The sequence below is a fragment of the Martelella mediterranea DSM 17316 genome (assembly GCF_002043005.1).
Classification (GTDB): Bacteria; Pseudomonadota; Alphaproteobacteria; order Rhizobiales; family Rhizobiaceae; genus Martelella; species Martelella mediterranea.
Map to the genome: position 1 here is coordinate 3,155,984 of NZ_CP020330.1, position 22,303 is coordinate 3,178,286.

Annotated in this window: 21 protein-coding genes and 1 riboswitch; of the genes, 12 read left to right on the forward strand and 9 right to left on the reverse strand. The window is 62.7% G+C overall.

All coding sequences use genetic code 11. From position 1 onward, the window contains the following. The first annotated feature begins 36 nt into the window (after positions 1 to 36). Positions 37 to 207 carry a hypothetical protein gene (locus Mame_RS26715; RefSeq protein WP_155122123.1) on the forward strand — a complete coding sequence of 57 codons (171 nt, stop codon included), beginning with the start codon at positions 37 to 39 and terminating at the stop codon, positions 205 to 207. A gap of 78 nt (positions 208 to 285) precedes the next feature. Here Mame_RS26715 and gcvP read toward each other — a convergent pair whose 3' ends face one another. The 3 genes from gcvP to gcvT are packed head-to-tail and all read right to left on the reverse strand — an operon-like array spanning position 286 to position 4,675. Further along, positions 286 to 3,150 (reverse strand): aminomethyl-transferring glycine dehydrogenase, encoded by a 2,865-nt coding sequence (gene gcvP / locus Mame_RS14765; protein WP_018063258.1) that lies wholly within the window; start codon positions 3,148 to 3,150, stop codon positions 286 to 288. After that, positions 3,150 to 3,515, reverse strand: coding sequence for a glycine cleavage system protein GcvH (gcvH, locus tag Mame_RS14770; protein ID WP_018063259.1), 366 nt, complete (start codon positions 3,513 to 3,515; stop codon positions 3,150 to 3,152). Before gcvH ends, gcvP begins: the two co-directional genes overlap by 1 nt. Before the next feature lie 17 nt (positions 3,516 to 3,532). Beyond that, positions 3,533 to 4,675: a glycine cleavage system aminomethyltransferase GcvT gene (gcvT, locus tag Mame_RS14775; protein ID WP_018063260.1), complete on the reverse strand. Its 1,143-nt coding sequence runs from the start codon at positions 4,673 to 4,675 to the stop codon at positions 3,533 to 3,535. Positions 4,676 to 4,836: 161 nt separating this feature from the next. Then, positions 4,837 to 4,924: riboswitch (glycine riboswitch) on the reverse strand. Positions 4,925 to 5,063: 139 nt separating this feature from the next. On the opposite strand from gcvT, the gene Mame_RS14780 reads away from it, so the two are divergent. Beyond that, entirely contained in the window at positions 5,064 to 5,510 is a 447-nt protein-coding gene (locus tag Mame_RS14780) for a type II toxin-antitoxin system RatA family toxin (RefSeq protein ID WP_018063261.1), read from the forward strand. On the opposite strand, the gene Mame_RS14785 is transcribed toward Mame_RS14780, so the two are convergent. Together Mame_RS14785 and Mame_RS14790 are read right to left on the reverse strand one after the other, a co-directional pair. Next, positions 5,501 to 5,995 carry a CinA family protein gene (locus tag Mame_RS14785; protein ID WP_018063262.1) on the reverse strand — a complete coding sequence of 165 codons (495 nt, stop codon included), beginning with the start codon at positions 5,993 to 5,995 and terminating at the stop codon, positions 5,501 to 5,503. The two genes, Mame_RS14780 and Mame_RS14785, sit on opposite strands and share 10 nt — an antisense overlap. Next, positions 5,992 to 7,203: a bifunctional 2-C-methyl-D-erythritol 4-phosphate cytidylyltransferase/2-C-methyl-D-erythritol 2,4-cyclodiphosphate synthase gene (locus Mame_RS14790; protein WP_026173218.1), complete on the reverse strand. Its 1,212-nt coding sequence runs from the start codon at positions 7,201 to 7,203 to the stop codon at positions 5,992 to 5,994. The genes Mame_RS14785 and Mame_RS14790 overlap by 4 nt, the downstream gene beginning before the upstream one ends. Positions 7,204 to 7,348: 145 nt before the next feature. Between Mame_RS14790 and dusB the strand changes: the two genes are divergently transcribed. The 8 genes from dusB to hflX all read left to right on the forward strand — a co-directional run bounded on the left by dusB (position 7,349) and on the right by hflX (position 17,985). Continuing rightward, positions 7,349 to 8,365, forward strand: a complete 1,017-nt coding sequence (gene dusB, locus Mame_RS14795; protein WP_051085067.1) for a tRNA dihydrouridine synthase DusB — start codon at positions 7,349 to 7,351, stop codon at positions 8,363 to 8,365. Then, a complete protein-coding gene (locus Mame_RS14800; RefSeq protein WP_018063266.1) occupies positions 8,362 to 9,513 on the forward strand; it encodes a two-component system sensor histidine kinase NtrB in 1,152 nt (383 codons plus the stop codon). Before dusB ends, Mame_RS14800 begins: the two co-directional genes overlap by 4 nt. A 1-nt stretch (position 9,514) precedes the next feature. After that, positions 9,515 to 10,966, forward strand: a complete 1,452-nt coding sequence (gene ntrC / locus Mame_RS14805; protein ID WP_018063267.1) for a nitrogen regulation protein NR(I) — start codon at positions 9,515 to 9,517, stop codon at positions 10,964 to 10,966. Positions 10,967 to 11,142: 176 nt separating this feature from the next. Further along, entirely contained in the window at positions 11,143 to 13,419 is a 2,277-nt protein-coding gene (locus tag Mame_RS14810) for a sensor histidine kinase NtrY-like (RefSeq protein ID WP_235726784.1), read from the forward strand. Continuing rightward, positions 13,409 to 14,773 (forward strand): nitrogen assimilation response regulator NtrX, encoded by a 1,365-nt coding sequence (gene ntrX / locus Mame_RS14815; RefSeq protein ID WP_018063269.1) that lies wholly within the window; start codon positions 13,409 to 13,411, stop codon positions 14,771 to 14,773. The genes Mame_RS14810 and ntrX overlap by 11 nt, the downstream gene beginning before the upstream one ends. Positions 14,774 to 14,829: 56 nt before the next feature. After that, on the forward strand, positions 14,830 to 16,206 hold the full coding sequence (gene trkA, locus Mame_RS14820) for a Trk system potassium transporter TrkA (RefSeq protein ID WP_018063270.1): 1,377 nt from the start codon (positions 14,830 to 14,832) through the stop codon (positions 16,204 to 16,206). Between the two features lie 179 nt (positions 16,207 to 16,385). Further along, positions 16,386 to 16,628 carry an RNA chaperone Hfq gene (gene hfq / locus Mame_RS14825; protein ID WP_018063272.1) on the forward strand — a complete coding sequence of 81 codons (243 nt, stop codon included), beginning with the start codon at positions 16,386 to 16,388 and terminating at the stop codon, positions 16,626 to 16,628. Between the two features lie 13 nt (positions 16,629 to 16,641). Next, the gene (gene hflX, locus Mame_RS14830; RefSeq protein ID WP_155122124.1) at positions 16,642 to 17,985 is read left to right on the forward strand and encodes a GTPase HflX; all 1,344 of its coding nucleotides are present in this window, start codon (positions 16,642 to 16,644) and stop codon (positions 17,983 to 17,985) included. Between the two features lie 12 nt (positions 17,986 to 17,997). Here the strand turns inward: hflX and Mame_RS14835 are convergent, their stop codons facing one another. The 4 genes from Mame_RS14835 to Mame_RS14850 form a co-directional block, all read right to left on the reverse strand. Beyond that, complete coding sequence (locus tag Mame_RS14835) at positions 17,998 to 18,405, reverse strand: carboxymuconolactone decarboxylase family protein (protein WP_018063274.1); 408 nt, start codon at positions 18,403 to 18,405, stop codon at positions 17,998 to 18,000. Between the two features lie 7 nt (positions 18,406 to 18,412). Then, on the reverse strand, positions 18,413 to 18,775 hold the full coding sequence (locus Mame_RS14840) for a MerR family transcriptional regulator (protein ID WP_018063275.1): 363 nt from the start codon (positions 18,773 to 18,775) through the stop codon (positions 18,413 to 18,415). A gap of 96 nt (positions 18,776 to 18,871) precedes the next feature. After that, positions 18,872 to 19,708 carry a nucleoside triphosphate pyrophosphohydrolase gene (gene mazG / locus Mame_RS14845; RefSeq protein ID WP_018063276.1) on the reverse strand — a complete coding sequence of 279 codons (837 nt, stop codon included), beginning with the start codon at positions 19,706 to 19,708 and terminating at the stop codon, positions 18,872 to 18,874. Positions 19,709 to 19,742: 34 nt separating this feature from the next. Then, entirely contained in the window at positions 19,743 to 20,330 is a 588-nt protein-coding gene (locus Mame_RS14850; protein WP_018063277.1) for a nucleoside deaminase, read from the reverse strand. 214 nt (positions 20,331 to 20,544) lie between these two features. Between Mame_RS14850 and cysG the strand changes: the two genes are divergently transcribed. Together cysG and Mame_RS14860 are read left to right on the forward strand one after the other, a co-directional pair. Next, on the forward strand, positions 20,545 to 21,996 hold the full coding sequence (gene cysG, locus Mame_RS14855) for a siroheme synthase CysG (RefSeq protein WP_018063278.1): 1,452 nt from the start codon (positions 20,545 to 20,547) through the stop codon (positions 21,994 to 21,996). Beyond that, positions 21,986 to 22,303, forward strand: coding sequence for a DUF2849 domain-containing protein (locus tag Mame_RS14860; protein ID WP_018063279.1), 318 nt, complete (start codon positions 21,986 to 21,988; stop codon positions 22,301 to 22,303). The genes cysG and Mame_RS14860 overlap by 11 nt, the downstream gene beginning before the upstream one ends.

The window sequence follows — 22,303 nt, forward strand, 5'->3', positions numbered from 1 at the left end:
TCTCTTCATAAATTACCGCTTTTCTTGGAGATGGCAATGCAATCTAACGATCGAAAAAAAGAAGAAAAACAAGTAACGAAAAGCCACGTCCTTGTAGAACGCCTCGAATCACTAACGAAAAAAAATGAGAGGGCCTATGACGCTGCGATCGAAGATTTTAGAGATAGATTTTCGTTGGGTTCTGTAAATTATTCTGAAGCAGAATAAAGTGTCAAAAGCCCCATCAACAGACGAGTTGATGGGGCTTTCTTTTCGATATGGAAATTCCTCAGGCTACTATTTCGACTACTCCGCAGCTTCCGCATACTCGCTCATCGGCGGGCAGGCGCACACCAGATTCCGATCCCCATAGACATTATCCACGCGGTTGACCGGCGGCCAGTATTTGTCGACGCGGAAGGCGCCGGGGGGGAAGCAGGCTTGTTCGCGGGAATAGGGGTGGGTCCATTCGCCGACAAGATCTTCCACCGTGTGCGGGGCGTTTTTCAGCGGGTTGTCGTCCCGGTCGGCGCGGCCTTCCTCGATCTCGGTAATTTCGGCGCGGATCGCGATCAGGGCATCACAAAAACGATCCAGCTCGGCCTTGGTCTCCGATTCCGTCGGCTCGATCATCAGCGTGCCGGGGACGGGGAAGCTCATGGTCGGGGCGTGGAAGCCGCAATCGATCAGGCGCTTGGCGATGTCGTCGACGGAGACGTCGGCGCTGTCCTTCAGCGGGCGCGTGTCGATGATGCATTCATGCGCGACGCGGCCCTTGTCCGACTTGTAGAGCACTTCGTAGGAACCCTTCAGTCGGGCCGCGATATAGTTGGCGTTGAGGATCGCCACGCGGGTTGCCTGCGTCAGCCCTTCGCCGCCCATCATCAGGCAGTAGCTCCAGGAGATCGGCAGGATCGAGGGCGAGCCGAACGGGGCGGCTGAGACCGCGCCGCCGTCCGCATCCGTCGCCGGATTGCCGGGAAGGTGCGGCGCCAGATGCGCCTTGACGCCGATCGGCCCCATGCCCGGCCCGCCGCCGCCATGGGGAATGCAGAAGGTCTTGTGCAGGTTGAGGTGGCTGACATCCGAGCCGATATCGCCCGGCCGCGACAGGCCCACCATCGCGTTCATATTGGCCCCGTCGAGATAGACCTGGCCGCCATGGGCGTGGGTGATCGCGCAGACCTCGGTCACCGTCTCCTCGAACACGCCATGGGTCGAGGGGTAAGTGATCATGCAGGCCGCGAGGTTTTCGGCATGCTGCTCGGCCTTGGCGCGGAAATCGTCGATGTCGATATCGCCATTGTCGCGCGATTTCACCGGCACCACCTTCATGCCCGCAAGCTGGGCGGAGGCCGGGTTGGTGCCGTGCGCGGAGGTCGGGATCAGGCAGATGTTGCGGTGGGCCTCGCCATTGGCGCGGTGATAGCGGCGGATCGTCAGAAGCCCCGCATATTCGCCCTGCGCGCCCGAATTCGGCTGCATCGAGAAAGCGTCATAGCCGGTGATCTGGCAGAGTTTTTCGGAGAGGTCGGCGATCATCTCGCGGTAGCCGGCCGTCTGGCTTTCCGGCGCGAACGGATGGATATCGGCGAATTCCGGCCAGGTGATCGGCAGCATTTCCGCCGTCGCGTTGAGCTTCATCGTGCAGGAACCGAGCGGGATCATCGACCGGTCGAGGGCGAGGTCGCGGTCGGCGAGGCGGCGCATATAGCGGGTCATCTCGCTTTCGGCGCGGTTCATGTGGAAGATCGGGTGCGTCATGTAAGCGCTTGTCCGCAAAAGGTTTTGCGGCAAGCGGTAGTCGGCCTCGAATTCGGCTATCGAGAACTTGCCGCCGAAGGCATCCCACACGGCTCCGACATGGGCCGGCCTTGTGCGCTCGTTGACGGAAATGCCGATCCTGGTGTCGCCGACCTTCCTGAGGTTGACGCCGTTTTCGACCGCGTTCTTCATGATCAGGCTCTGGAACGCGCCGACCTCGACCGTGACGGTGTCAAAGAAGGTCTCCGGCTCCACCGTGAAGCCGAGCGCCTCGAGGCCCTTCGCCAGCAGCACGCCCTTGCGGTGGACCTGCTGGGCAATCGCCTTCAGCCCGTCCGGACCGTGGAACACGCCATACATCGAGGCCATGACGGCGAGCAGCACCTGGGCGGTGCAGATGTTCGACGTCGCCTTTTCGCGGCGGATATGCTGTTCGCGGGTCTGCAGCGCCAGACGATAGGCGCGGTTGCCACGGCTATCCACCGACACGCCGACGAGACGGCCGGGCATGGAGCGCTTGTAGGCATCCTTGACCGCCATATAGGCGGCATGCGGGCCGCCATAGCCGAGCGGCACGCCGAAGCGCTGCGACGAGCCGATGGCGATATCGGCATCCATCTCGCCCGGCGATTTCAGAAGCGTGAGGGCCAGCGGATCGGCGGCGATGGTGGCGATGGCGTTTGCGGCATGGAGATCGGCGATGACGCCGGTGAAATCATGCACATGGCCATAGGTGCCGGGATACTGGAAGATCGCGCCGAAAACGGCGTCGGGCGTGAGATCCTTGAAGGGATCGCCGACGATCACTTCCCAGCCGAGCGGTTCGGCGCGGGTTTTTATCAACGCAATGGTCTGCGGATGGCAATTTTCGTCGACGAAGAAGGCGGTCGCCTTCGATTTCGCCACGCGGTTCGCCATCGCCATGGCTTCGGCTGCCGCCGTCGCCTCGTCGAGCAGCGAGGCATTGGCGATGTCGAGGCCGGTGAGGTCGGCCATCATCGTCTGGAAGTTCAACAGCGCCTCCAGCCGGCCTTGGGAGATTTCCGGCTGATAGGGCGTGTAGGCGGTGTACCAGGCCGGGTTTTCGAGAATATTGCGCTGGATCACCGGCGGCGTGATGGTGGCGTTATAGCCCTGGCCGATCATCGAGGCGAGCGGCTTGTTCTTGTTGGCGGTCTCGCGCAGCTTGTCGAGCGCCTCGCGCTCGGTCATGGCCGGGCCCCAGGCGAGCGGCGCCTTCTGGCGGATGCCGGCGGGCACGGTAGCGTCGATCAGCGCGTCGAGACTGTCATAGCCGATCACCTTCAGCATCGCCTCCATTTCGGACGGCGAGGGGCCGATATGGCGGCGGTTGGCGAAGTCGTAGGGCTGGTAGTCGGTGAACTGGAATTCCGCAGGGGTCGTCATCAGGCGATGAACTCCTTGTAGGCGGCCTCGTCCATCAGCGCATCGGCATCGGCCGTGTTGGCGAGCTTCAGCTTGAAGAACCAGCCGTCACCCATCGGCGCGGAGTTGACGAGCTCTGGATTATCGACGATCGCCTGGTTGACCTCGGTGATCTCGCCATCGAGCGGACAAAAGACATCGGAAGCGGCCTTGACCGATTCGACGGTCGCGGCATCGTCATTCTTGGAGAAGGTCGCGCCCACCTCGGGCAGTTCGACGAAAACGAGGTCGCCGAGCTGTTCGGCGGCATGCTGGGTGATGCCGACGGTCGCGACATCGCCCTCGATCTTCAGCCATTCATGTTCTTCGGTAAATTTGATGGTCATTTTGCTGTTCCCGCTGATTAGCGCTTGTAGGTAGGGGTTATGAAAGGCATGTCGGCGATGGTGACGGGCAGGCATTTGCCCCGTACCTCGGCGAAAATTTTTGTGCCGGTGGCGGTATGTTCGGCGGCGACATAGCCCATGGCGACCGGGCCGCCGGTCGAAGGGCCGAAGCTGCCGGAAGTGACGTGGCCGATTTCGACTTGGCCGGCCTCATCGGCATAGAGTTTCGACGGTGGACGAACCGGCGCGCGGCCCTCCGGCTTCAGGCCGACGCGCTTGCGAGAAACGCCTTCGGTAAGCTGTTGGAAAATGCGCTCTGATCCCGGAAAGCCGCCTTCGCGGGCGCCGCCCGGCCGGCGGGCCTTCTGCATGCCCCAGACGAGGGCGGCCTCGACCGGCGTCGTGGTCTCGTCGATGTCGTTACCGTAAAGGCAGAGCCCGGCTTCAAGCCGCAACGAATCGCGCGCGCCAAGGCCGATGGCCTCGCAATCCTCATGCGCCAGCAGCGCGCGGGCGAGTTCATCGGCCTTTTCTGCGGGCACCGAGATTTCGAACCCGTCCTCGCCGCTATAGCCGGAGCGAGAGATCACGCAGGTCACGCCGAGCATGTCGCAGGCGCGCACATCCATGAATTTCATCTCGGTCACGGCCTCGCAGAGCGACGCCAGCACGGCTTCCGCCTTCGGGCCCTGCAGCGCCAGCAGCGCCTTTTCCTCGAAGAATGCCTCGACATTGCAGAGGTCGGAAAGATGCGCCTTCATATGGGCGAGATCGGCTTCCTTGCAGGCGGCGTTGACGATCACCAGCAGGTGGTCGCCGCGGTTGGCGACCATCAGATCGTCCAGAATGCCACCGTCCTCATCGGTAAAGAAGGCATAGCGCTGGCGGCCGGGTTTGAGGCCCGCGATATCGACTGGCACGAGCCGTTCCAGCGCAAGCGCTGCATCGGCGAGATTGCCGGAAATCGGCTTCAGCCAGACCTGACCCATATGCGAAACATCGAAAAGGCCTGCTTTTTCGCGGGTATGAAGATGTTCTTTGAGAACGCCCATCGGATATTGCACCGGCATGTCGTAGCCGGCAAACGGCACCATGCGGGCGCCAAGCTCCAGATGAAGCGCGTGAAGCGGGGTTTGTTTCAGCGGTTCTTGCGAGACCAAGAGATTGCCTCCGGATTGCGTCTTTCATGAAAAACGCCGGCTCAAGGGTTGGCGTTCCGAAGAACGCCGAAGCGAATGAGCCCCCTCTGTCCCGTGCGCCTGAGATTATTATCCCTTCGGCCAGCCTCGGCTTTCACCTTGGCCTTGTCTCCAGAGTTCAGAACCTCGCGCTGGTCCTTTTGCCTGAGAGTTTCCGGGGCGGTTGCTCCTTCGGCACCACAGTGACGTGGCTTCTCCCAACGCGATACGACACGGATTATCCGGTATGCGGCGCAATTTGCAAGGGGGAAGCGCTTTGCGGGCGCGAAATCCACCGGCAGACGCGAAATTGCGCACCGGCGATCCGTTGCACTTGCCATTTTCTTCCCGGCGCATTAGCTGAAACATCATGCCAGAGTTCAAGACAACCCGCCACGTCAGCCATTCCGCCGATCGCATGTTTGATCTGGTTGCAGACGTTGAACGCTATCCGGAATTCCTGCCGCTGTGCGAGGCGCTGACCGTGCGCTCCTCGCGCGAGAAGGACGGCAAGACGCTGCTGATCGCCGACATGACCGTCGGCTACAAGGGCATCCGCGAGAGCTTCACCACCCAGGTGCTTCTCAATCAGGCCGAGTGCAAGATCGATGTCAGCTATGTTGACGGGCCGTTCCGCTTTCTCGACAATCGCTGGCGGTTCGAGCCGGAAGGCGAGGGCGCCTGCGCCATCCAGTTCTACATCAATTACGAATTCAAGAACCGGATTCTGGGCGCGATGATGGGCTCGATGTTCGAGCGCGCGTTCCGCAAGTTCTCCGAGGCCTTCGAGGCGCGGGCGGACGAAATCTACGCCTGAATCAAGCCTTCCAGCATGCCGAGCGCCGTCTGCACGGTGGCAAGCCGGATGCCGTGGCGGCCGATATCGCCATAGCGGCTTTCGATATGGTGCAGGTGTCCCCGGCGATCGCGCGCGGCGAGATGGACGAGGCCGACCGGCTTTTCCGGGCTGCCGCCGGAGGGGCCGGCAATGCCGGTGACCGCGACGGCCAGATCGGCGCCCGAGCGCAACAGCGCGCCCGCCGACATCTGCAGCGCGGTCTCGCGCGAAACCGCGCCATGGGCTTCGAGCGTGCGGGCGCTGACGCCGAGCATCTCCATCTTCGCTTCATTGGAATAGGTAATGTAGCCGCGATCGACGACCGCCGAAGAGCCGGCGATATCGGTCAGTGCTGCGACCACCAGCCCGCCGGTGCAGGATTCGGCGGTGGCGATGGTGAGGCCGGCAGCCTTGCAATGTTCGATCAGCGTGCGGGCGCGTTCGGCGATATCTGCGTCGATCATGAAATGCTCCCGTAATTTACGCTGGCCGTGGCGATCGCCGCGATGCCCTCGCGGCGGCCGACAAAGCCGATGGTCTCGTTGGTCGTGGCCTTGACCGAGCAGCGGGCGAGATCGATGCCGAGACAGGCTGCGATGCTTTCGCGCATGGCGAGGCGATGCGGTCCGACCTTCGGCGCTTCGGCGATCAGGGTAACGTCGGCGTTGAGGATCACGCCGCCATGTTTGCGCACAATCTTGGCCGCATGGGCGAGGAAGATATGCGAGGCGGCGCCCTTCCATTGCGGGTCGGATGGCGGGAAGTGGTCGCCGATATCCCCTTCGCCGCAGGTGGCGAGCAGGGCGTCGGTCAGCGCGTGGAAGGCGACATCGGCGTCGGAATGACCGGAAAGTGCCATGTCATGCGGGATCTTGATGCCGCAGAGCGTGACGCCGTCGCCGGGCACCAGTTGATGGACGTCGTAGCCATTGCCGGTGCGGATATCGGCGATCGGGGTGCGCGAAAGCTTTTCGTCGGCCATGGCGATATCTCTCTTGTAGGTCAGTTTCACATTGTCGGCGAGCCCGTCCACCAGCCGCACCGCGAGACCGGCCCATTCGGCAATGCCGGCGTCATCGGTGAAATCGGTGCGACCTTCAGCGGCCGCCTTGCGGTGGGCGTCATAAATAACCGGAAAGCTGAAGGCCTGCGGGGTCTGGGCGGCATAGAGGCCCGCGCGCGATACGGTGACGCCGACATTGCCGTTACTATCCGCCTTCTTCAGCGTATCGGCCACGGCCACAGCCGGAAGGACCGCGGCGTGGCCGGCTTTGAGCGCATCGGACACCCGCTCAAGCAGAGCAGCATCGAAGAACGGCCGCACCGCGTCATGGATCAGCACGTGGCTGGGCGCGTTCGCCGCGAGCGCCGCAAGGCCGTTGAGGACCGATTGCTGACGCGTCGCGCCGCCGTGGACGAAACGGATGCCGACCTGGTTCGTCAGGTGAGACAGCGCATCGGCAAACAGGGCCTCGTCATCCGGATGAATGACAACCACGATGCCGGCCGTCGCGCGTCCCCATGCGGCAAATTCGCGCAAGGTGTGGGCAATCACCGGCATGCCGCCGATCAGTCGATACTGTTTCGGCCCTTCTGCGGGCGCGCCGGCGCGTTCGCCGCGCCCGGCGGCAACCACGACCACCCCTGGATTGTAGCTTTCACCCGCTGCCATGTTCGGCTAGAACCTGCGTGTTGATTCCTGTTGGCCGGAACTTACCCGGATTGACCCAATTTTCCAGCATTTGCCTAAATTTTATAAGGCGCCAGCGAAAGTGCTTGGCAAGGAATGGCGTCTTGTCTAAAAATAGGGCAAAGTGATGTGCTGCATGAAAGATAGCCATTTGCCTCACCGCAAACCATCAGATTCTTTTCGGATCGGCCCGATCGAGATCCGCAACCGCGTGATTCTCGCGCCGATGTCGGGCGTCACCGATCTGCCGTTTCGCGCGCTTGCCTGGCGGCACGGTGCTGGGCTCGTGGTGACGGAGATGATCGCAAGCCGCGAACTGACGTTCAACACCGCTGAAAGCTGGGTTCGGCTGCGCGGGGCGGGGCTAAAACCGCATATGGTGCAGCTTGCCGGGCGCGATCCGCATTACATGGCGGAGGCGGCGCGGATCGCCGAATCGAACGGCGCCGATATCATCGACATCAACATGGGCTGCCCGGCCAAGAAGGTGGTCGGCGGCTATACCGGTTCGGCGCTGATGCGCGAGCCCGAGCGGGCGCTCGAAATCATCGAGGCGACCGTCGGTGCGGTGAAGGTGCCGGTCACGGTCAAGATGCGGCTCGGCTGGGATCATGACAGCATCAATGCGCCCTATCTGGCCCGGCGCGCGGAAGAGGCGGGCGTTCAGGCGATCACCGTCCACGGCCGCACCCGCATGCAGTTCTACAAGGGCAAGGCCGACTGGCAGGCGATCGAGCGCGTAGCCGAGGTCGTCTCCGTGCCCTTCATCGCCAATGGCGATATCGAGAGCCGGGAAGATGCCGCCTATCTGCTGTCGCGACCCGGCATCACGGCCGTGATGGTCGGCCGCTCGTGTCAGGGCCGTCCCTGGCATGCCGGTTATCTGGCGGGCCGGGCCGAACCCGCTTTTGACGAAAAGGCGCGGATCGCGATCGGGCATTATCAGGCCATGATCGACTTCTACGGTCCTGAAGTCGGCGTCCGCCATGCGCGCAAGCATCTCGGCTGGTACCTTGAGCGGCTTGCGCCCGGCGTCGGCGCGGAGGCGCGATCCTCGATCATGACCTCCGACGATCCCGAGTCCGTGTCAGCGCAGCTTGCCGCCATCTTCGAATACGCATCGCCCGAAAGGAAAGCGGCATGAATTCCGTTATCGGCAATGGCAGCCAGCGCCTCGGCGCGGAGGCCGTCGCTCTGCAGGTTTTGAACGCCATTCAAAACCCCGTCGTGCTGATCGCGCAGGACGGCCGCCTTTCCTATACCAACTGGGAGGCGGAGGTGTTCTTCGGTGCCAGCGCATCACACCTGTCGCGCAAGACGCTGTCCGATTTCATTCCCTTCGACAGCCCGCTTCTGGCGCTGATCGCCCAGGTGCGCGAACGCCGGGCCCCGGTCAACGAATACCGCGTCGACCTGTCCTCGCCGCGCCTCGGGCAGGACAAGCTGGTGGATATCTATGTCGCTCCCGTGGGCGAGGAGGGGGCCGTGGTGCTCGTCTTCCAGGTCCGCTCCATGGCCGACAAGATCGACCGGCAACTGGTGCATCGCGCCGCCGCCCGCTCGGTGACCGGTCTTGCCTCGATGCTTGCCCATGAGATCAAGAACCCGCTTTCCGGGATCCGCGGCGCGGCCCAGCTTCTGGAAACAAATGCGAGCGACGACGACCGGGCGCTGACGCGGCTGATCTGCGATGAATCGGATCGGATCGTCTCGCTGGTCGACCGGATGGAAGTGTTTTCCGACGAGCGGCCGATCGACCGCGTTCCGCTCAACATTCACTCCGTTCTCGACCATGTGAAGGCGGTGGCCAAGGCCGGCTTTGCCCGCAACATCAAGATCACCGAGGAATACGACCCGTCGCTGCCGCAGGTCTTCGCCAACCGCGACCAGATGGTTCAGGTGTTCCTCAATCTGATCAAAAACGCATCGGAAGCCGTGGGCGACAAGCCGGACGGCGAAATCATCCTGACTTCGGCCTACCGCCCCGGCATCCGCATGTCGGTCGCCGGCACAAGGGAGAAGATTTCGCTGCCGCTGGAATTCTGCGTGCAGGACAATGGTCCCGGCGTGCCGTCCGATCTGATGCCGCATCTGTTCGATCCGTTCATCACCACCAAGCCGAACGGCACCGGCCTCGGACTTGCGCTGGTCGCCAAGATCATCGGCGGTCACGGCGGCATCATCGAATGCGAGAACATGAACGGCCGCACCACCTTCCGCATCCTCATGCCGGTCTCGAAAGACGTATTGCCGCTGCCGCCGGAAATGGCCAGCCCGAATATGGATACATGACATGACAGCTACGATCCTTGTTGCCGATGACGACGCGGCGATCCGCACCGTGCTGAACCAGGCGCTGAGCCGGGCCGGTTATGACGTCCGCATCACCTCGAATGCCGCCACGCTGTGGCGCTGGGTCTCCGCCGGCGAGGGCGATCTGGTGCTGACCGACGTGGTGATGCCGGACGAAAACGCCTTCGACCTGTTGCCGCGCATCAAGAAATCGCGGCCGGAACTGCCGGTCATCGTGATGAGCGCGCAGAATACCTTCATGACGGCGGTCCGCGCTTCAGAAAAGGGCGCCTACGACTATCTGCCGAAGCCGTTCGACCTGACGGAACTGATCGCGATCGTCGGCCGCGCGCTGTCGGAGCCGAAGCGCAAACCGGCGCCGCTCGGCGATGACATGCAGGACGGCATGCCGCTGGTCGGTCGTTCCGCCGCGATGCAGGAAATCTACCGCGTCCTCGCCCGCCTGATGCAGACCGATCTGACGCTGATGATCACCGGCGAATCCGGCACCGGCAAGGAACTGGTGGCCCGCGCGCTGCACGACTACGGCAAGCGCCGCAATGGACCTTTCGTGGCCATCAACATGGCGGCGATCCCGCGCGACCTGATCGAATCGGAGTTGTTCGGCCACGAGAAGGGGGCCTTCACAGGGGCACAGACCCGGTCCTCCGGCCGGTTTGAACAGGCCGAGGGCGGCACGCTGTTTCTGGACGAGATCGGCGACATGCCGATGGATGCGCAGACAAGGCTTCTGCGCGTGCTCCAGCAGGGCGAATACACCACTGTCGGCGGGCGCACGCCGATCCGCACCGATGTCCGGATCGTGGCCGCAACCAACAAGGACCTGAAACAGTCGATCAATCAGGGTCTGTTCCGCGAGGATCTCTATTACCGCCTCAACGTCGTGCCGCTGCGTCTGCCGCCACTGCGCGAACGGGCGGAGGATATCGGCGATCTGGTGCGCCATTTCGTCAATGAGGGCGAGGTCGAGGGCTTGGGCGGCAAGCGCTTCGAGCAGCAGGCGCTCGACGCGATGAAATCCTATGGCTGGCCGGGCAATGTCCGCGAACTTGAGAATCTCGTTCGCCGCCTGATGGCGCTCTATCCGCAGGAGGTCATCACTCGCGAGATCGTGGAGCAGGAATTGCAGGCCGACCAGCCGGAAGCGCCCGCCGAGGGCGCTGCGGTGAGGAACGGCATGCCGACCATCGCCCAGGCGGTGGAGGAGAACATGCGTAGCTATTTCGCCGGGTTCGGCGATGGGCTGCCGCCCTCCGGCCTCTACGAGCGGGTGCTCAACGAGGTCGAGTATCCGCTGATCCTGGCGGCGCTGACGGCGACCCGCGGCAACCAGATCCGCGCCGCCGACCTGCTCGGCCTCAACCGCAACACGCTGCGCAAGAAGATCCGCGAACTGGGCGTTTCGGTCTATCGCAGCTCCCGCAGTTCCTGACGCTTCCAGACGCCGGTTGCAGCTTTCCGTTGCAATTGTGCCACAATCTGTTGCATATCCTCCCCATAAGGGGAAAGCGCGAGTCGTTCCAAAGGCTGCGTTCACCCGCTCCATGGGCGGCGCATGATGATGCGCCTGACCTGACAAGAAGGGCGATGATGACTGCAGAGGGCAGCATGGCGGAGACGCACTCCGTCCATCAGGAGGGGACCCACGATGGCGCGCCATACGGGCGCGGCGGCGCGCGGGCTATTCTCAGATCGCCCGGCATGTTCGTTGTCAGCGGCGCGCTGATCACCGCCTTCCTGTCGCTTTTCATCCTGCTTGGCCTGACGCCGATCAAACCCACCGGCAAGGTGGTGATCGCGCTGGTGGCGACCAACTCCTTGTTCGTCCTCGCCATGGTGTTCCTGATCGGGCGGGAAGTCAGTCATCTGCTGAAGGCCCGCAGACGGGGAAGGGCGGCGGCGCAGCTTCATATCCGCATCGTGGCGTTGTTTTCGATCGTGGCGATCACGCCGGCCATCCTGGTGGCGATCTTCGCGACATTGACGCTCAACGCCGGGCTAGACCGCTGGTTTGCGCTCAGGACCCAGTCCATCGTTCAGTCCTCGCTCAATGTGGCGCAGGCCTATATGATGGAGAACGCCAGCTATCTACAGGGCCAGACGCTCTCCATGGGCAACGATCTGGAGCGAAACCGGTCGCTCTATCTGCTCGACCGCCGGGGCTTTTCCGACCTGATGGCGCGGCAAGCGCGCGGGCGCGGCCTGCTCGGCGCCTCGCTGGTGCGCGCGGATGGTAGCGTCATCGTCGAGGCCGATCTCGGTGACGACAAGCCGCTGCCTGACATTCCCAAGGACGCGCTGGAAAAGGCCGCCGCCGGCACGCCGACGCTGATCCCGCCGGGCGATACCAATCTGGTCGGCGCGATCATCGCACTCGAGGCGATCCCCGACAGCCTGCTCTACACCGTCCGTGCCGTCGACCCGACCGTGATGGGCGCGATGCGGATGATCGAGGACAACGTCTCCGAATACAGTTCGATGGAGGAGGGCCGGGTCTCTATCCAGGTCGCCTTCGCCGTGCTCTATCTCGGCTTCGCGCTGATCGTTCTGCTTGCCGCGATCTGGACCGGCATCGCGGTTGCCGACCGCATCGTACTGCCGATCCGCATGCTGATCGGGGCCGCCGACCAGGTCGCCTCCGGCGACATGAAGGTCGCCGTGCCGGTGCGCTCCATCGACGGCGATGTCGGCAGGCTTTCCAGCACGTTCAACAAGATGGTCGCCGAAATCCGCGAGCAGCAGCGCGAAATCCTTGTCGCCAAGGACGAGGTCGATGACCGCCGCCGGTTTATCGAGGCCGTGCTTTCCGGGGTGACAGCGGCGGTGATCGGCGTCGATGAAAATCGCATGGTCACGATCGTGAACGTCTCCGCCGGCGAGCTTCTGGCGGCAAGGGACGACGAATTGCTCGGCCGCAAGCTGGAGGAAATTTCGCCCGAGATCGATCTGGTGATGACCGCTGCGATGCGCCGCAGCCGGCAGAATTTCCGCCAGCAGATCAATCTCGTGCGGCTCGGCAAGGAGCGCACGCTTTCGGTTCAGGTGACGCGCGAGGATTCGCGCGACGGCTCCAATGCCTATGTCATCACGCTCGATGACATCACCGATCTGATCATCGCCCAGCGCTCCACCGCCTGGGCGGACGTGGCGCGGCGTATCGCCCACGAGATCAAGAACCCGCTGACCCCAATCCAGCTTTCGGCGGAACGGATCAAGCGCCGCTTCGGCCGCAAGATCGAGGACGAGGAAGACCGCAAGGTCTTCGATCAATGTACTGATACAATCGTCCGGCAGGTCGGCGATATCGGCCGGATGGTGGACGAGTTCTCCTCCTTTGCCCGCATGCCGAAGCCTTCCAAGACCCGGGGCGATCTGCGCACGATCCTTTCCGACGCGATTTTTCTGCTGGAGATGGGGCGCACCGACGTCACCTTCATGCGCGATTTTGGCGATGAGCCGCTGACGGGGCTGTTTGACGATCGCATGCTTGGCCAGGCCTTCGGAAACCTGATCAAGAACGCCGTCGAAGCCATTGAAGCCGTTCCGACAAATGAGTTCGACGGCGAGCGCAAGATACTGGTTCGGGCCGCGCATGACGAAACCCGTGATCGCTACGTCATCGACTTCATCGACAACGGCAAGGGATTGCCGCTCGAAAATCGCCACATGATCCTTGAGCCATACATAACCATGCGCGAAAAGGGCACGGGGCTTGGTCTCGCGATCGTCCGCAAGATCATCGAGGAGCATGGCGGCAAACTCGAACTGCATGATGCGCCCCACGATTTCGCCGGCGGGCGAGGGGCGATGATCCGCGTTGAACTGCCGCATATCCACGACGGCGAGCGCCAGGAAACGGACAGGGAGAAACAAGATGGCCTCTGATATTCTTGTCGTCGACGACGAAGCCGATATCCGCGATATCGTCTCGGGCATCCTGTCCGACGAGGGACACGAAACCAGGGTTGCCCATGACAGCGATAGCGCGCTGGCGGCGATTGCCGACCGGGTTCCGCGCCTGATCTTCCTCGATATCTGGATGCAGGGGAGCCGGCTCGACGGGTTGGCGCTGCTGGAGGAAATCAAGTCGCGCTACGCCGATCTGCCGGTGGTCATGATCTCCGGTCACGGCAATATCGAGACGGCGGTCTCCTCCATCAAGCGCGGCGCTTTCGATTTCATCGAAAAGCCATTCAAGGCCGACCGGCTGGTGCTGATCGCCGAACGCGCGCTGGAGAATTCGCGGCTGAAGAACGAGGTGCAGGAACTCAAGCGCAAGAGCGGCGACCCGGAAGAGCTCGTTGGTTCCTCGCTGCTGGTGTCACAGCTGCGCCAGATGGTGGACAAGGTTGGGCCCACCAACTCCCGCGTGATGATCTTCGGCCCCTCCGGCTCCGGCAAGGAGGTGGTGGCGCGGCTGATGCACAAGAAGAGCCTACGCGCCGAGGGGCCGTTCGTGGCGCTGAACGCCGCGGCGATCACGCCTGAAAACATGGAGACCGAGCTTTTCGGCGTCGAAGCCGGCGGCGGACGGACGCGCAAGACCGGCGCGCTGGAGCGCGCCCATCGCGGCACGCTCTATCTGGACGAGATCGGCGAGATGCCGCTGGAAACCCAGAAAAAGATCCTGCGCGTGCTGGTCGATCAACAGTTCGAGCGGGTCGGCGGCAGCCGGCGGGTGTCGGTCGATGTCCGTATCCTGTCCTCGACCGCGCTCGACCTTCAGGCGCGGATCGACGAGGGTCAGTTCCGGCAGGACCTGTTTCACAGGCTGGCGGTGGTGCCGGTGCGTATTCCCTCGCTCTCCGAACGGCGCGAGGATATTCCCTTCCTTGTCGATTTCGTCATGCGTCAGCTTTGCGAACAGGCCGGCATCCGCCAGCGCTCGATCGGCGATGATGCGATGGCGATCCTGCAGGCCCATGACTGGCCCGGCAATATCAGGCAGTTGCGCAACAATCTGGAGCGGCTGCTGATCCTGTCGCGCGAGGAGGACGCGTCCGCGCCGATCTCCGCCGACCTGCTGCCGGCCGACCTTTCCGACGTGTTGCCGCAGATCCAGACTTCAGGCGATGCGCATATCATGACGCTGCCGCTGAGAGAGGCGCGCGAGCGCTTTGAACGCGACTATCTGATGGCGCAGATCAACCGGTTCGGCGGGAACATTTCGCGCACCGCCGAATTTGTCGGGATGGAGCGATCCGCGCTGCACCGCAAGCTTAAGTCGCTTGGCATTTAGGCCAAAACCGGGCAGATTGCGGCCAACTGAACTTACCAAACCCCAGAGGGGTTCTTATGAAAATCATCATCTGCGGCGCTGGTCAGGTCGGTTTCGGCATCGCCGAACGGCTTTCCCAGGAATATAACGACGTCTCCGTTATCGACACGTCCGCGTCGCTCATCACTGCCATCACCGAGCTTCTGGACGTGCGCGGCTATGTCGGCCACGGCGCCCATCCCGACATGCTGGCCAAGGCCGGCGCCGATCAGGCGGACATGATCATCGCCGTGACGCTGCATGACGAGATCAACATGGTCGCCTGCCAGGTGGCGCATTCGCTGTTCAACGTGCCGACCAAGATTGCCCGCATCCGTTCGCAAAGCTATCTGCATTCGCATTATTCGGACCTGTTCTCGCGCGATCACATGCCGATCGATGTCACGATTTCGCCGGAAGTCGAAGTCGGCAAGATGGTGCTCAGGCGCATCTCCTTCCCCGGCGCGACCGATATCGTGCGCTTCGCCGACGAGAAGATCGCGATGCTCGCGGTTGAGTGCAACGACGACTGCCCGGTCCTGAACACGCCGCTCGTCCAGCTCAGCCAGTTGTTTCCGGACCTGAACGCGACCGTGACCGGGATCTATCGCCATGAAGAGGTGATCATTCCGCATTCGACCGACCAGATTCTCGCCGGCGACCTTGTCTATGTGGTTTGCGAGCACGAGCATATCCGGCGCACGCTGGCGCTGTTCGGTCATGAGGAGCAGGAGGCGCGGCGGATCGTGATCGCCGGCGGCGGCAATATCGGCTTCTTCGTCGCCAAGTCGATCGAGGACCTGCAGCCCAAGACCCGCATCAAGATGATCGAGCAGGACCGTGACAAGGCGGTGGCGGTGTCGGACGCGCTGCACCACGGCATCGTCATCCATGGCTCGGCGCTCGACCAGAACATCATGGTGCAGGCCGATGTGCCCGACGCCCATCTGATGGTCGCGCTGACCAATAACGACCAGACCAATATCCTGGCCTCGGTGATCGCCAAGCAGCTCGGCTGCAAGTCCAATCTGGCGCTCCTGAACAACCCGTCGTTCCACGATGTCACCAAATCGCTCGGTATCGATGCCTATATCAATCCGCGCGCGGTCACGATCTCGCGGGTGCTTCAGCATGTGCGCAAGGGGCGCATCCGCTCGGTCTACGCGGTGCAGAAGGGTGCTGCGGAGGTGATCGAGGCGGAGGCGCTCGCGACATCGCCGCTGGTCGGCACGCCGTTCCGCGACCTCGACCTGCCCGACGGCATCCGCATCGGCGCGATCTACCGGGGTGAGGAGGTCATCCGGCCGCATGGCGATCTCAAGATCAAGGCGCATGACCGGGTGATCCTGTTTGCCGCCGCTTCTGCGGTGCGGCACGTCGAGCAGCTTTTCCGGGTTTCGATCCAGTATTTTTGAGCGGGACGGCCCGCTCTCAAGGCCCCGGAAAAAGCGGTCTCGCCGGCTCATGTTTTTCGCCGTTGCGGAAGCGCCGGTGATTTGCTACCAAAAGTTCATGATCTGTTGCCTGGACGTTTCGATGGCAACGAAGAGGTGGAACCGGCTCCGGCCGGCAAGAGAAAGAAAGTAGCGGCGCAATGGCGGAACGTTCTCAGAATTTGCAGGATCTTTTTCTCAACACGGTTCGCAAACAGAAAATTTCCCTGACGATCTTCCTGATCAACGGGGTCAAGCTGACGGGCGTGGTTACGTCGTTCGACAATTTCTGTGTCCTGCTGCGTCGTGACGGTCATTCCCAGCTTGTCTACAAGCACGCCATTTCGACGATCATGCCCGGCCAGCCGGTGCAGATGTTCGAAGGCGATGACAACGCTTCCTGATAGGTGAGCTTCCATTTCCGATAATACCCAATTTCCCGAGAGCGAATACGAGAACAGGGATTCCTCCCGCGTTCTCGTAATCGTGCCGGTTATCAAGCAGTCGCGGGCCGAAGCCGAACGCACCGCGCTTTCCGCGCGCGCGCCCGAAAGCCGTCTGCAGGAGGCCGAGGGCCTTGCCCGCGCGATCGGGCTCGAGGTCGCGGCCTCGGAGATCGTGACGATCAACGATCCGCGACCGGCGACCCTGCTAGGAACCGGCAAAATCGAAGAGCTTGACGCCGTTCTGGACGAGAACAATATCGGCCTCGTGGTTGTGGATCATCCGCTGTCGCCGGTTCAGCAGCGCAATCTCGAAAAGGCCTGGGTTGCCAAGGTGATCGACCGGACCGGCCTGATTCTCGAAATCTTCGGCGAGCGCGCCTCCACTAAGGAGGGCCGGCTGCAGGTCGAACTCGCGCATCTCAATTACCAGCGCGGCCGTCTTGTCAGAAGCTGGACCCACCTTGAGCGCCAGCGCGGCGGTGGCGGCTTCATGGGCGGTCCCGGCGAAACCCAGATCGAGGCGGACCGCCGGATGCTGCGCGAGCGCATTACCAAGCTCGAACGCGAACTGGAACAGGTGGTCCGCACCCGAAAGCTTCACCGCTCCAAGCGCAAGAAGGTGCCGCATCCGATCGTGGCGCTGGTGGGCTACACCAATGCCGGCAAGTCGACCCTGTTCAACCGGATCACCGGGGCAGGGGTGCTGGCCGAGGACATGCTGTTTGCAACCCTCGACCCGACTCTGCGCCGGATGAAGCTCCCGCATGGCCGCACGGTGATCCTCTCCGACACAGTCGGTTTCATCTCGGACCTGCCGACTCATCTGGTCGCCGCCTTCCGCGCGACGCTGGAGGAGGTGCTGGAGGCGGATCTGATCCTTCATGTCCGCGACATGGCCGACCCTGCCCGCGATGCGCAATCGGCCGATGTGCTGCGCATCCTGGGCGAACTCGGCATTGACGAGGCCGAGCAGAATGCCCGCATTCTGGAGGTCTGGAACAAGGTGGATCTTTTGGGCCCGGAAGAGCATGACGCCATGATGGCGCGGGCGTCCTCCACCGAGAACGTCATGGCCGTCTCCGCCATTTCCGGCGAGGGCGTCGACGCGCTTGTCGACCGCATCGCCGACCGGCTTGCCGGCGTCCTGACGGAAACGACCATCACGCTTTCGCCCGATCAATTGCACCTGCTGCCTTGGCTTTACGAGCACGCTCTTGTCGACGAACGCCGCGATCTCGAGGATGGCTCCGTCAGCCTCGACCTGCGGCTCGCCGGCGGCGAGGCCCAGCGGCTGGAGAGCATGCTGGCGGAGTGATTCCGGGACGGATCAGGCGTTCGCGCCGGAACGGGCTGCGAAGACCTCCTTTGCCGCGAACAGGCCGTTGAGCGCGGCGGGAAAGCCGGCATAGACCGACATCTGCATGATGGTTTCGACGATTTCCTCCTGGCTCACCCCGACATTGAGGCCTGCTTCGATGTGAACCTTGAGCTGAGGGACTGCGTTTCCGAGCGCGGTGAGGGCGGCGACCGTGGCAATCTCGCGTTCGCGCAAGCCGAGCCCGGGGCGGGCATAGATATCGCCGAAGGGGAATTCAAAGACATAACGGGCGAAATCGGGGGCGATATCATCGAGCGCGTCGATGACATTCTGTCCCGCCTGCCCGTCGATGGCCGCCAGCATGCGCTTGCCGCGGTCCAGGCGGGTTTCGCCGATTGTCTGGTTCTGTTCATTCATCACGTCATCAATCCTTGTTGCGATCATTTCCGGCATAGCCGGCGATTTTGTCGTCGAGGACATCAAGACAGGACTGGAGTTCGAGAACGTGCTCGCGCACCGCATCACGATGCTGTTCGAGCAGGCACTGACGCTGCTTTTCCGTAGCCGGACCCTGCCGTCTGAGTTCGGCATAGCGCAACATTTGCCGGATCGGCATGCCGGTGGTCTTCAAGCGGCCGAGAAATTCGATCCAGACCAGCGCCGATGCGTCGTAGTCGCGATGGCCTGAGCGATCGCGGTCGGCATCGGGCAAAAGGCCGATCTTCTCGTAATAGCGGAGGGTATGCGCCGTCAGGCCGGAGCGCTTTGCGAGTTCACCAATCTTCATCGAAGTCCTGCTTTCGTCACGACGCTGGCAAAGCTACGGCTTCGAGCGCGCTCTAAGTCAACGGTCAAAAGACGAGGACGACGAAAAAAGTTCCGGCTATTCGGAAAGCTGCCGCTCGATCGCCTTGGCATCCTGCCAGAGCGCTTCCATGCGTTCCAGCGTAGCGGCGTCGAGCGTTTCGCCCGACGCATTGAGCGATTCCTCGATATGGTTGAAGCGGCGGCGGAATTTGGTGTTGGTGCCGCGCAGCGCCTGTTCGGGATCGGTCTTCGTGTGGCGGGCGAGGTTGACGGCGGCGAAGATCAGGTCGCCGAGTTCGTCCGAGATTCGCGATTTGTCGCCGGCCTGAAACGCTTCGCGCAACTCGCCGATCTCCTCCTCGAACTTGGCGAGGATCGGTTCCGGCTCGGACCAGTCGAAGCCCACGCGGGCGGCATGCTCCTGAAGCTTCAGCGCCTCCGTCAGCGCCGGGAAGGAACGCTGGACGCCACCGAGATGGCCGGCCTTGAAATCCTCGGTAATCCCGCTTTTCACCCGCCGTTCGGCGCGCTCGGCCTTTTCCTTCCGCTTGATCTCGTCCCACTGGATCTTGACCGCTTCCGGCGTATCCGCCGCGTTGACGGCGAAGACATGCGGGTGGCGGCGTATCATCTTGGCGGTGATCGCGTGGACGACATCGCCGAAGGAAAACAGCCCCTTTTCCTCCGCCATGCGGGCGTGAAACACGACCTGCAGCAACAGATCGCCGAGTTCGTCGCAGAGATCATCGAAATCCTTGCGCTCGATCGCGTCGGCCACCTCATAGGCTTCCTCGATCGTGTAAGGCTTGATGCTGTCGAAATCCTGTTTCAGGTCCCACGGGCACCCGGTTTCGGGCGTGCGAAGGGCGGCCATGATGTCCAGAAGACGCGTGATGTCGCGGGAGGCTTCCACGGTTTGAGACTCCGTCTTGCTTTCGGGGCGGGCGTTAGCCGAGCGGTATTTTGGTCTCGCCCTTGTGGGCCTGATAGGTGTCGGAGGCAAGGGCGTAGGTTTTGCGAATACCGTCAATCCGATCTATGAAGCCGGTGCGCGCTGGTTCCGGGCATGCCTCCGCCATGTCGATGATCGAGCGCGCGGTGAAGAAGGCGTTCTTGCGGCGGTAGCCGCCCGGCTCCAGGCCGTAAAGCTCCTTCATGATCTTCAGATCGTGGGGAATGGCGAAGCTGTCGCGCGAATCCTCATGGCTGAAGAAATAGAAGTAATTGTCGAATCCGGCCCAGGTGATCGCCGACATGCACATGGTGCAGGGTTCATGGGTCGAGAGGAAGAGCAGATCACGCGTGGCTGGCGGGTCGGGCAGTTCGTAGAACTGTTTCAGCGTATGGACCTCGCCGTGCCAGAGCGGATTGCTGGTCTCGTCATTGGTGCCGGCGATCACCAGGGAGAGATCGTCCTTGCGCAGGATGGCCGCGCCGAAAACCTTGTTGCCGCCGCTGACGCCCTTGAGCGTCTTGGGCAGGATATCGTCTTCGATCACGGCGAGAAGGCGGTCGGTGAGGGTCTTGTCGTCCACGTCGATTCCCCGTTCAGAAGGTTGCACAGCCTGACTTAAAGGAACATTGGCGGGCGAGCGCAAGCCTCGGCCTGGCCCTGCAGGTAAATTTGCCCTGCATTGCGCGGAATTGAGGAATGAAATGTTCCATCCCGCGCGCCCGCGCATTTTCGTTTCTTCAAACATTGCCGCCGCAGAGCGATTGTTGTGCCAATCTTGAGAAGGACTGTGCGCAATGGGCACGAAAGACGATTTGTTGACGACTTTCCCGGCGTTTTTCCGGGTCGATGGCCGCAAGGTCGCGATTTTCGGCGGCGGCGACGAGGCTTTCGCCAAGGCCCGGCTGATGGCAAAGACCTCCGCCGTGATTGCAGCTTATGCCGAGAACGCCGAGGACGACTACCGCGCGTTTCTCGCCGAGCAGGGCTACCAGTTGGTGGAGGACGCTTTCTCGCCCGCGCAATTCGAAGGCGCGGTGTTGGTGTTCGCCGCGACCGGAATCAGCGATCAGGACCACCTGATCGCCGAGGCGGCCCGTGCGGCCTCCATCCCTGTCAACGCCGTGGACCAGAAGGACGATTGCGACTTCTATACGCCCGCTCTGGTCACGCGTCCTCCGATCGCCGTCGCCATCGGAACCGAGGGGGCCGGTCCGGTGCTGGCGCAGATGATCCGGGCGCAGATCGACACCATGCTGCCGCGCTCGCTCGGGCCGCTGGCGCAGCTCGCCAACCGCCTGCGCGACAAGGTTGACGCCAATATTCCGCGGGGTGCGCCGCGCCGCGCCTTCTGGTCGCGCTTCTTCAACGGTTCGGTTGCGAATGCCATCGAAAAGGGAAGGGCGCTTGAGGCCGAGTGTCTTGCCGACGAGATCATTGCGGACGGAGCCAGGGTTTCCGGCCATGTGGCGCTTGTCGGCGCGGGACCGGGCGCCGAGGACCTGCTGACGATCCGCGCCCACCGGCTGATGATGGAAGCCGACGTGATTGCCTATGATGCGCTGGTGCCCCAGACTGTCGTCGATATGGGCCGGCGCGATGCGGAGCGTATCGCCGTCGGCAAGCGCAAGAACTGCCATTCGAAGTCTCAGAATGAAATCAATGATCTGCTTGTCGATCTTGCGAAAGAAGGCAAGCGCGTCGTGCGGCTGAAATCCGGCGATCCACTGATCTTCGGCCGCGCCGGTGAGGAAATGGCGGCTCTGCGCGCGGCGGGAGTATCCTACGAGGTCGTGCCCGGCATCACGTCCGCCACGGCGGCGGCCGCCGATTTCGAGCTGCCGCTGACGCTGCGCGGGGTCGCCTCGACCCTGGTTTTTACGACCGGCCACGACCTCAATGGTGACACCCTGCCGGACTGGGCCGCGCTTGCGGTCCGGGGCGCCACCATTGCCGTCTATATGGGCCGTTCCGTCGCCGCCAGGCTCGGCGCCCGGCTTCAGGAGGCGGGCGTGCCCGCCGATACCACGATCGCGGTGATCGAGAACGCCAGCCGGAACAACCAGCGCCTGTTCCATGGCGTGTTGTCCGAAATGGCGCTGCTGGAAGCGCGCGACGACCTCGCCGGCCCGGTGATGGTGATCATCGGCGACGCGGTCGCCGGCGCCAATCTGAAGCATTCGAGCGCGCTTTCGCAGGATAACAAGGTCGCCCAGACGAAATTCAAGGGAGTTGCCCATGTCCGCTAAGGTTCTGACCGCAAATCGCCTGACCGATGGCCTTGCCGTCTGGCTCGATGCCAATGGCCGCTGGTGCGAGGATCTGCAGGCAGCGCTCGTCGCCCGCCACGACGCGGCGATCGAAAGCCTCGATGAGATCGGCAAGCGTGATTTCTCAGCCAACAAGGTGGTCGATCTTGCCGTCATCGATGTCGAGGAGCGTCCCGACGGCCGCATCTGGCCGCTCAGGCTGCGCGAGCGCATTCGCGCCGAGGGCCCGACCATTCCTTACGCGGCCGGCTATGCCGCCGCCAAACCAGAACGCGTGGAGGCGTAA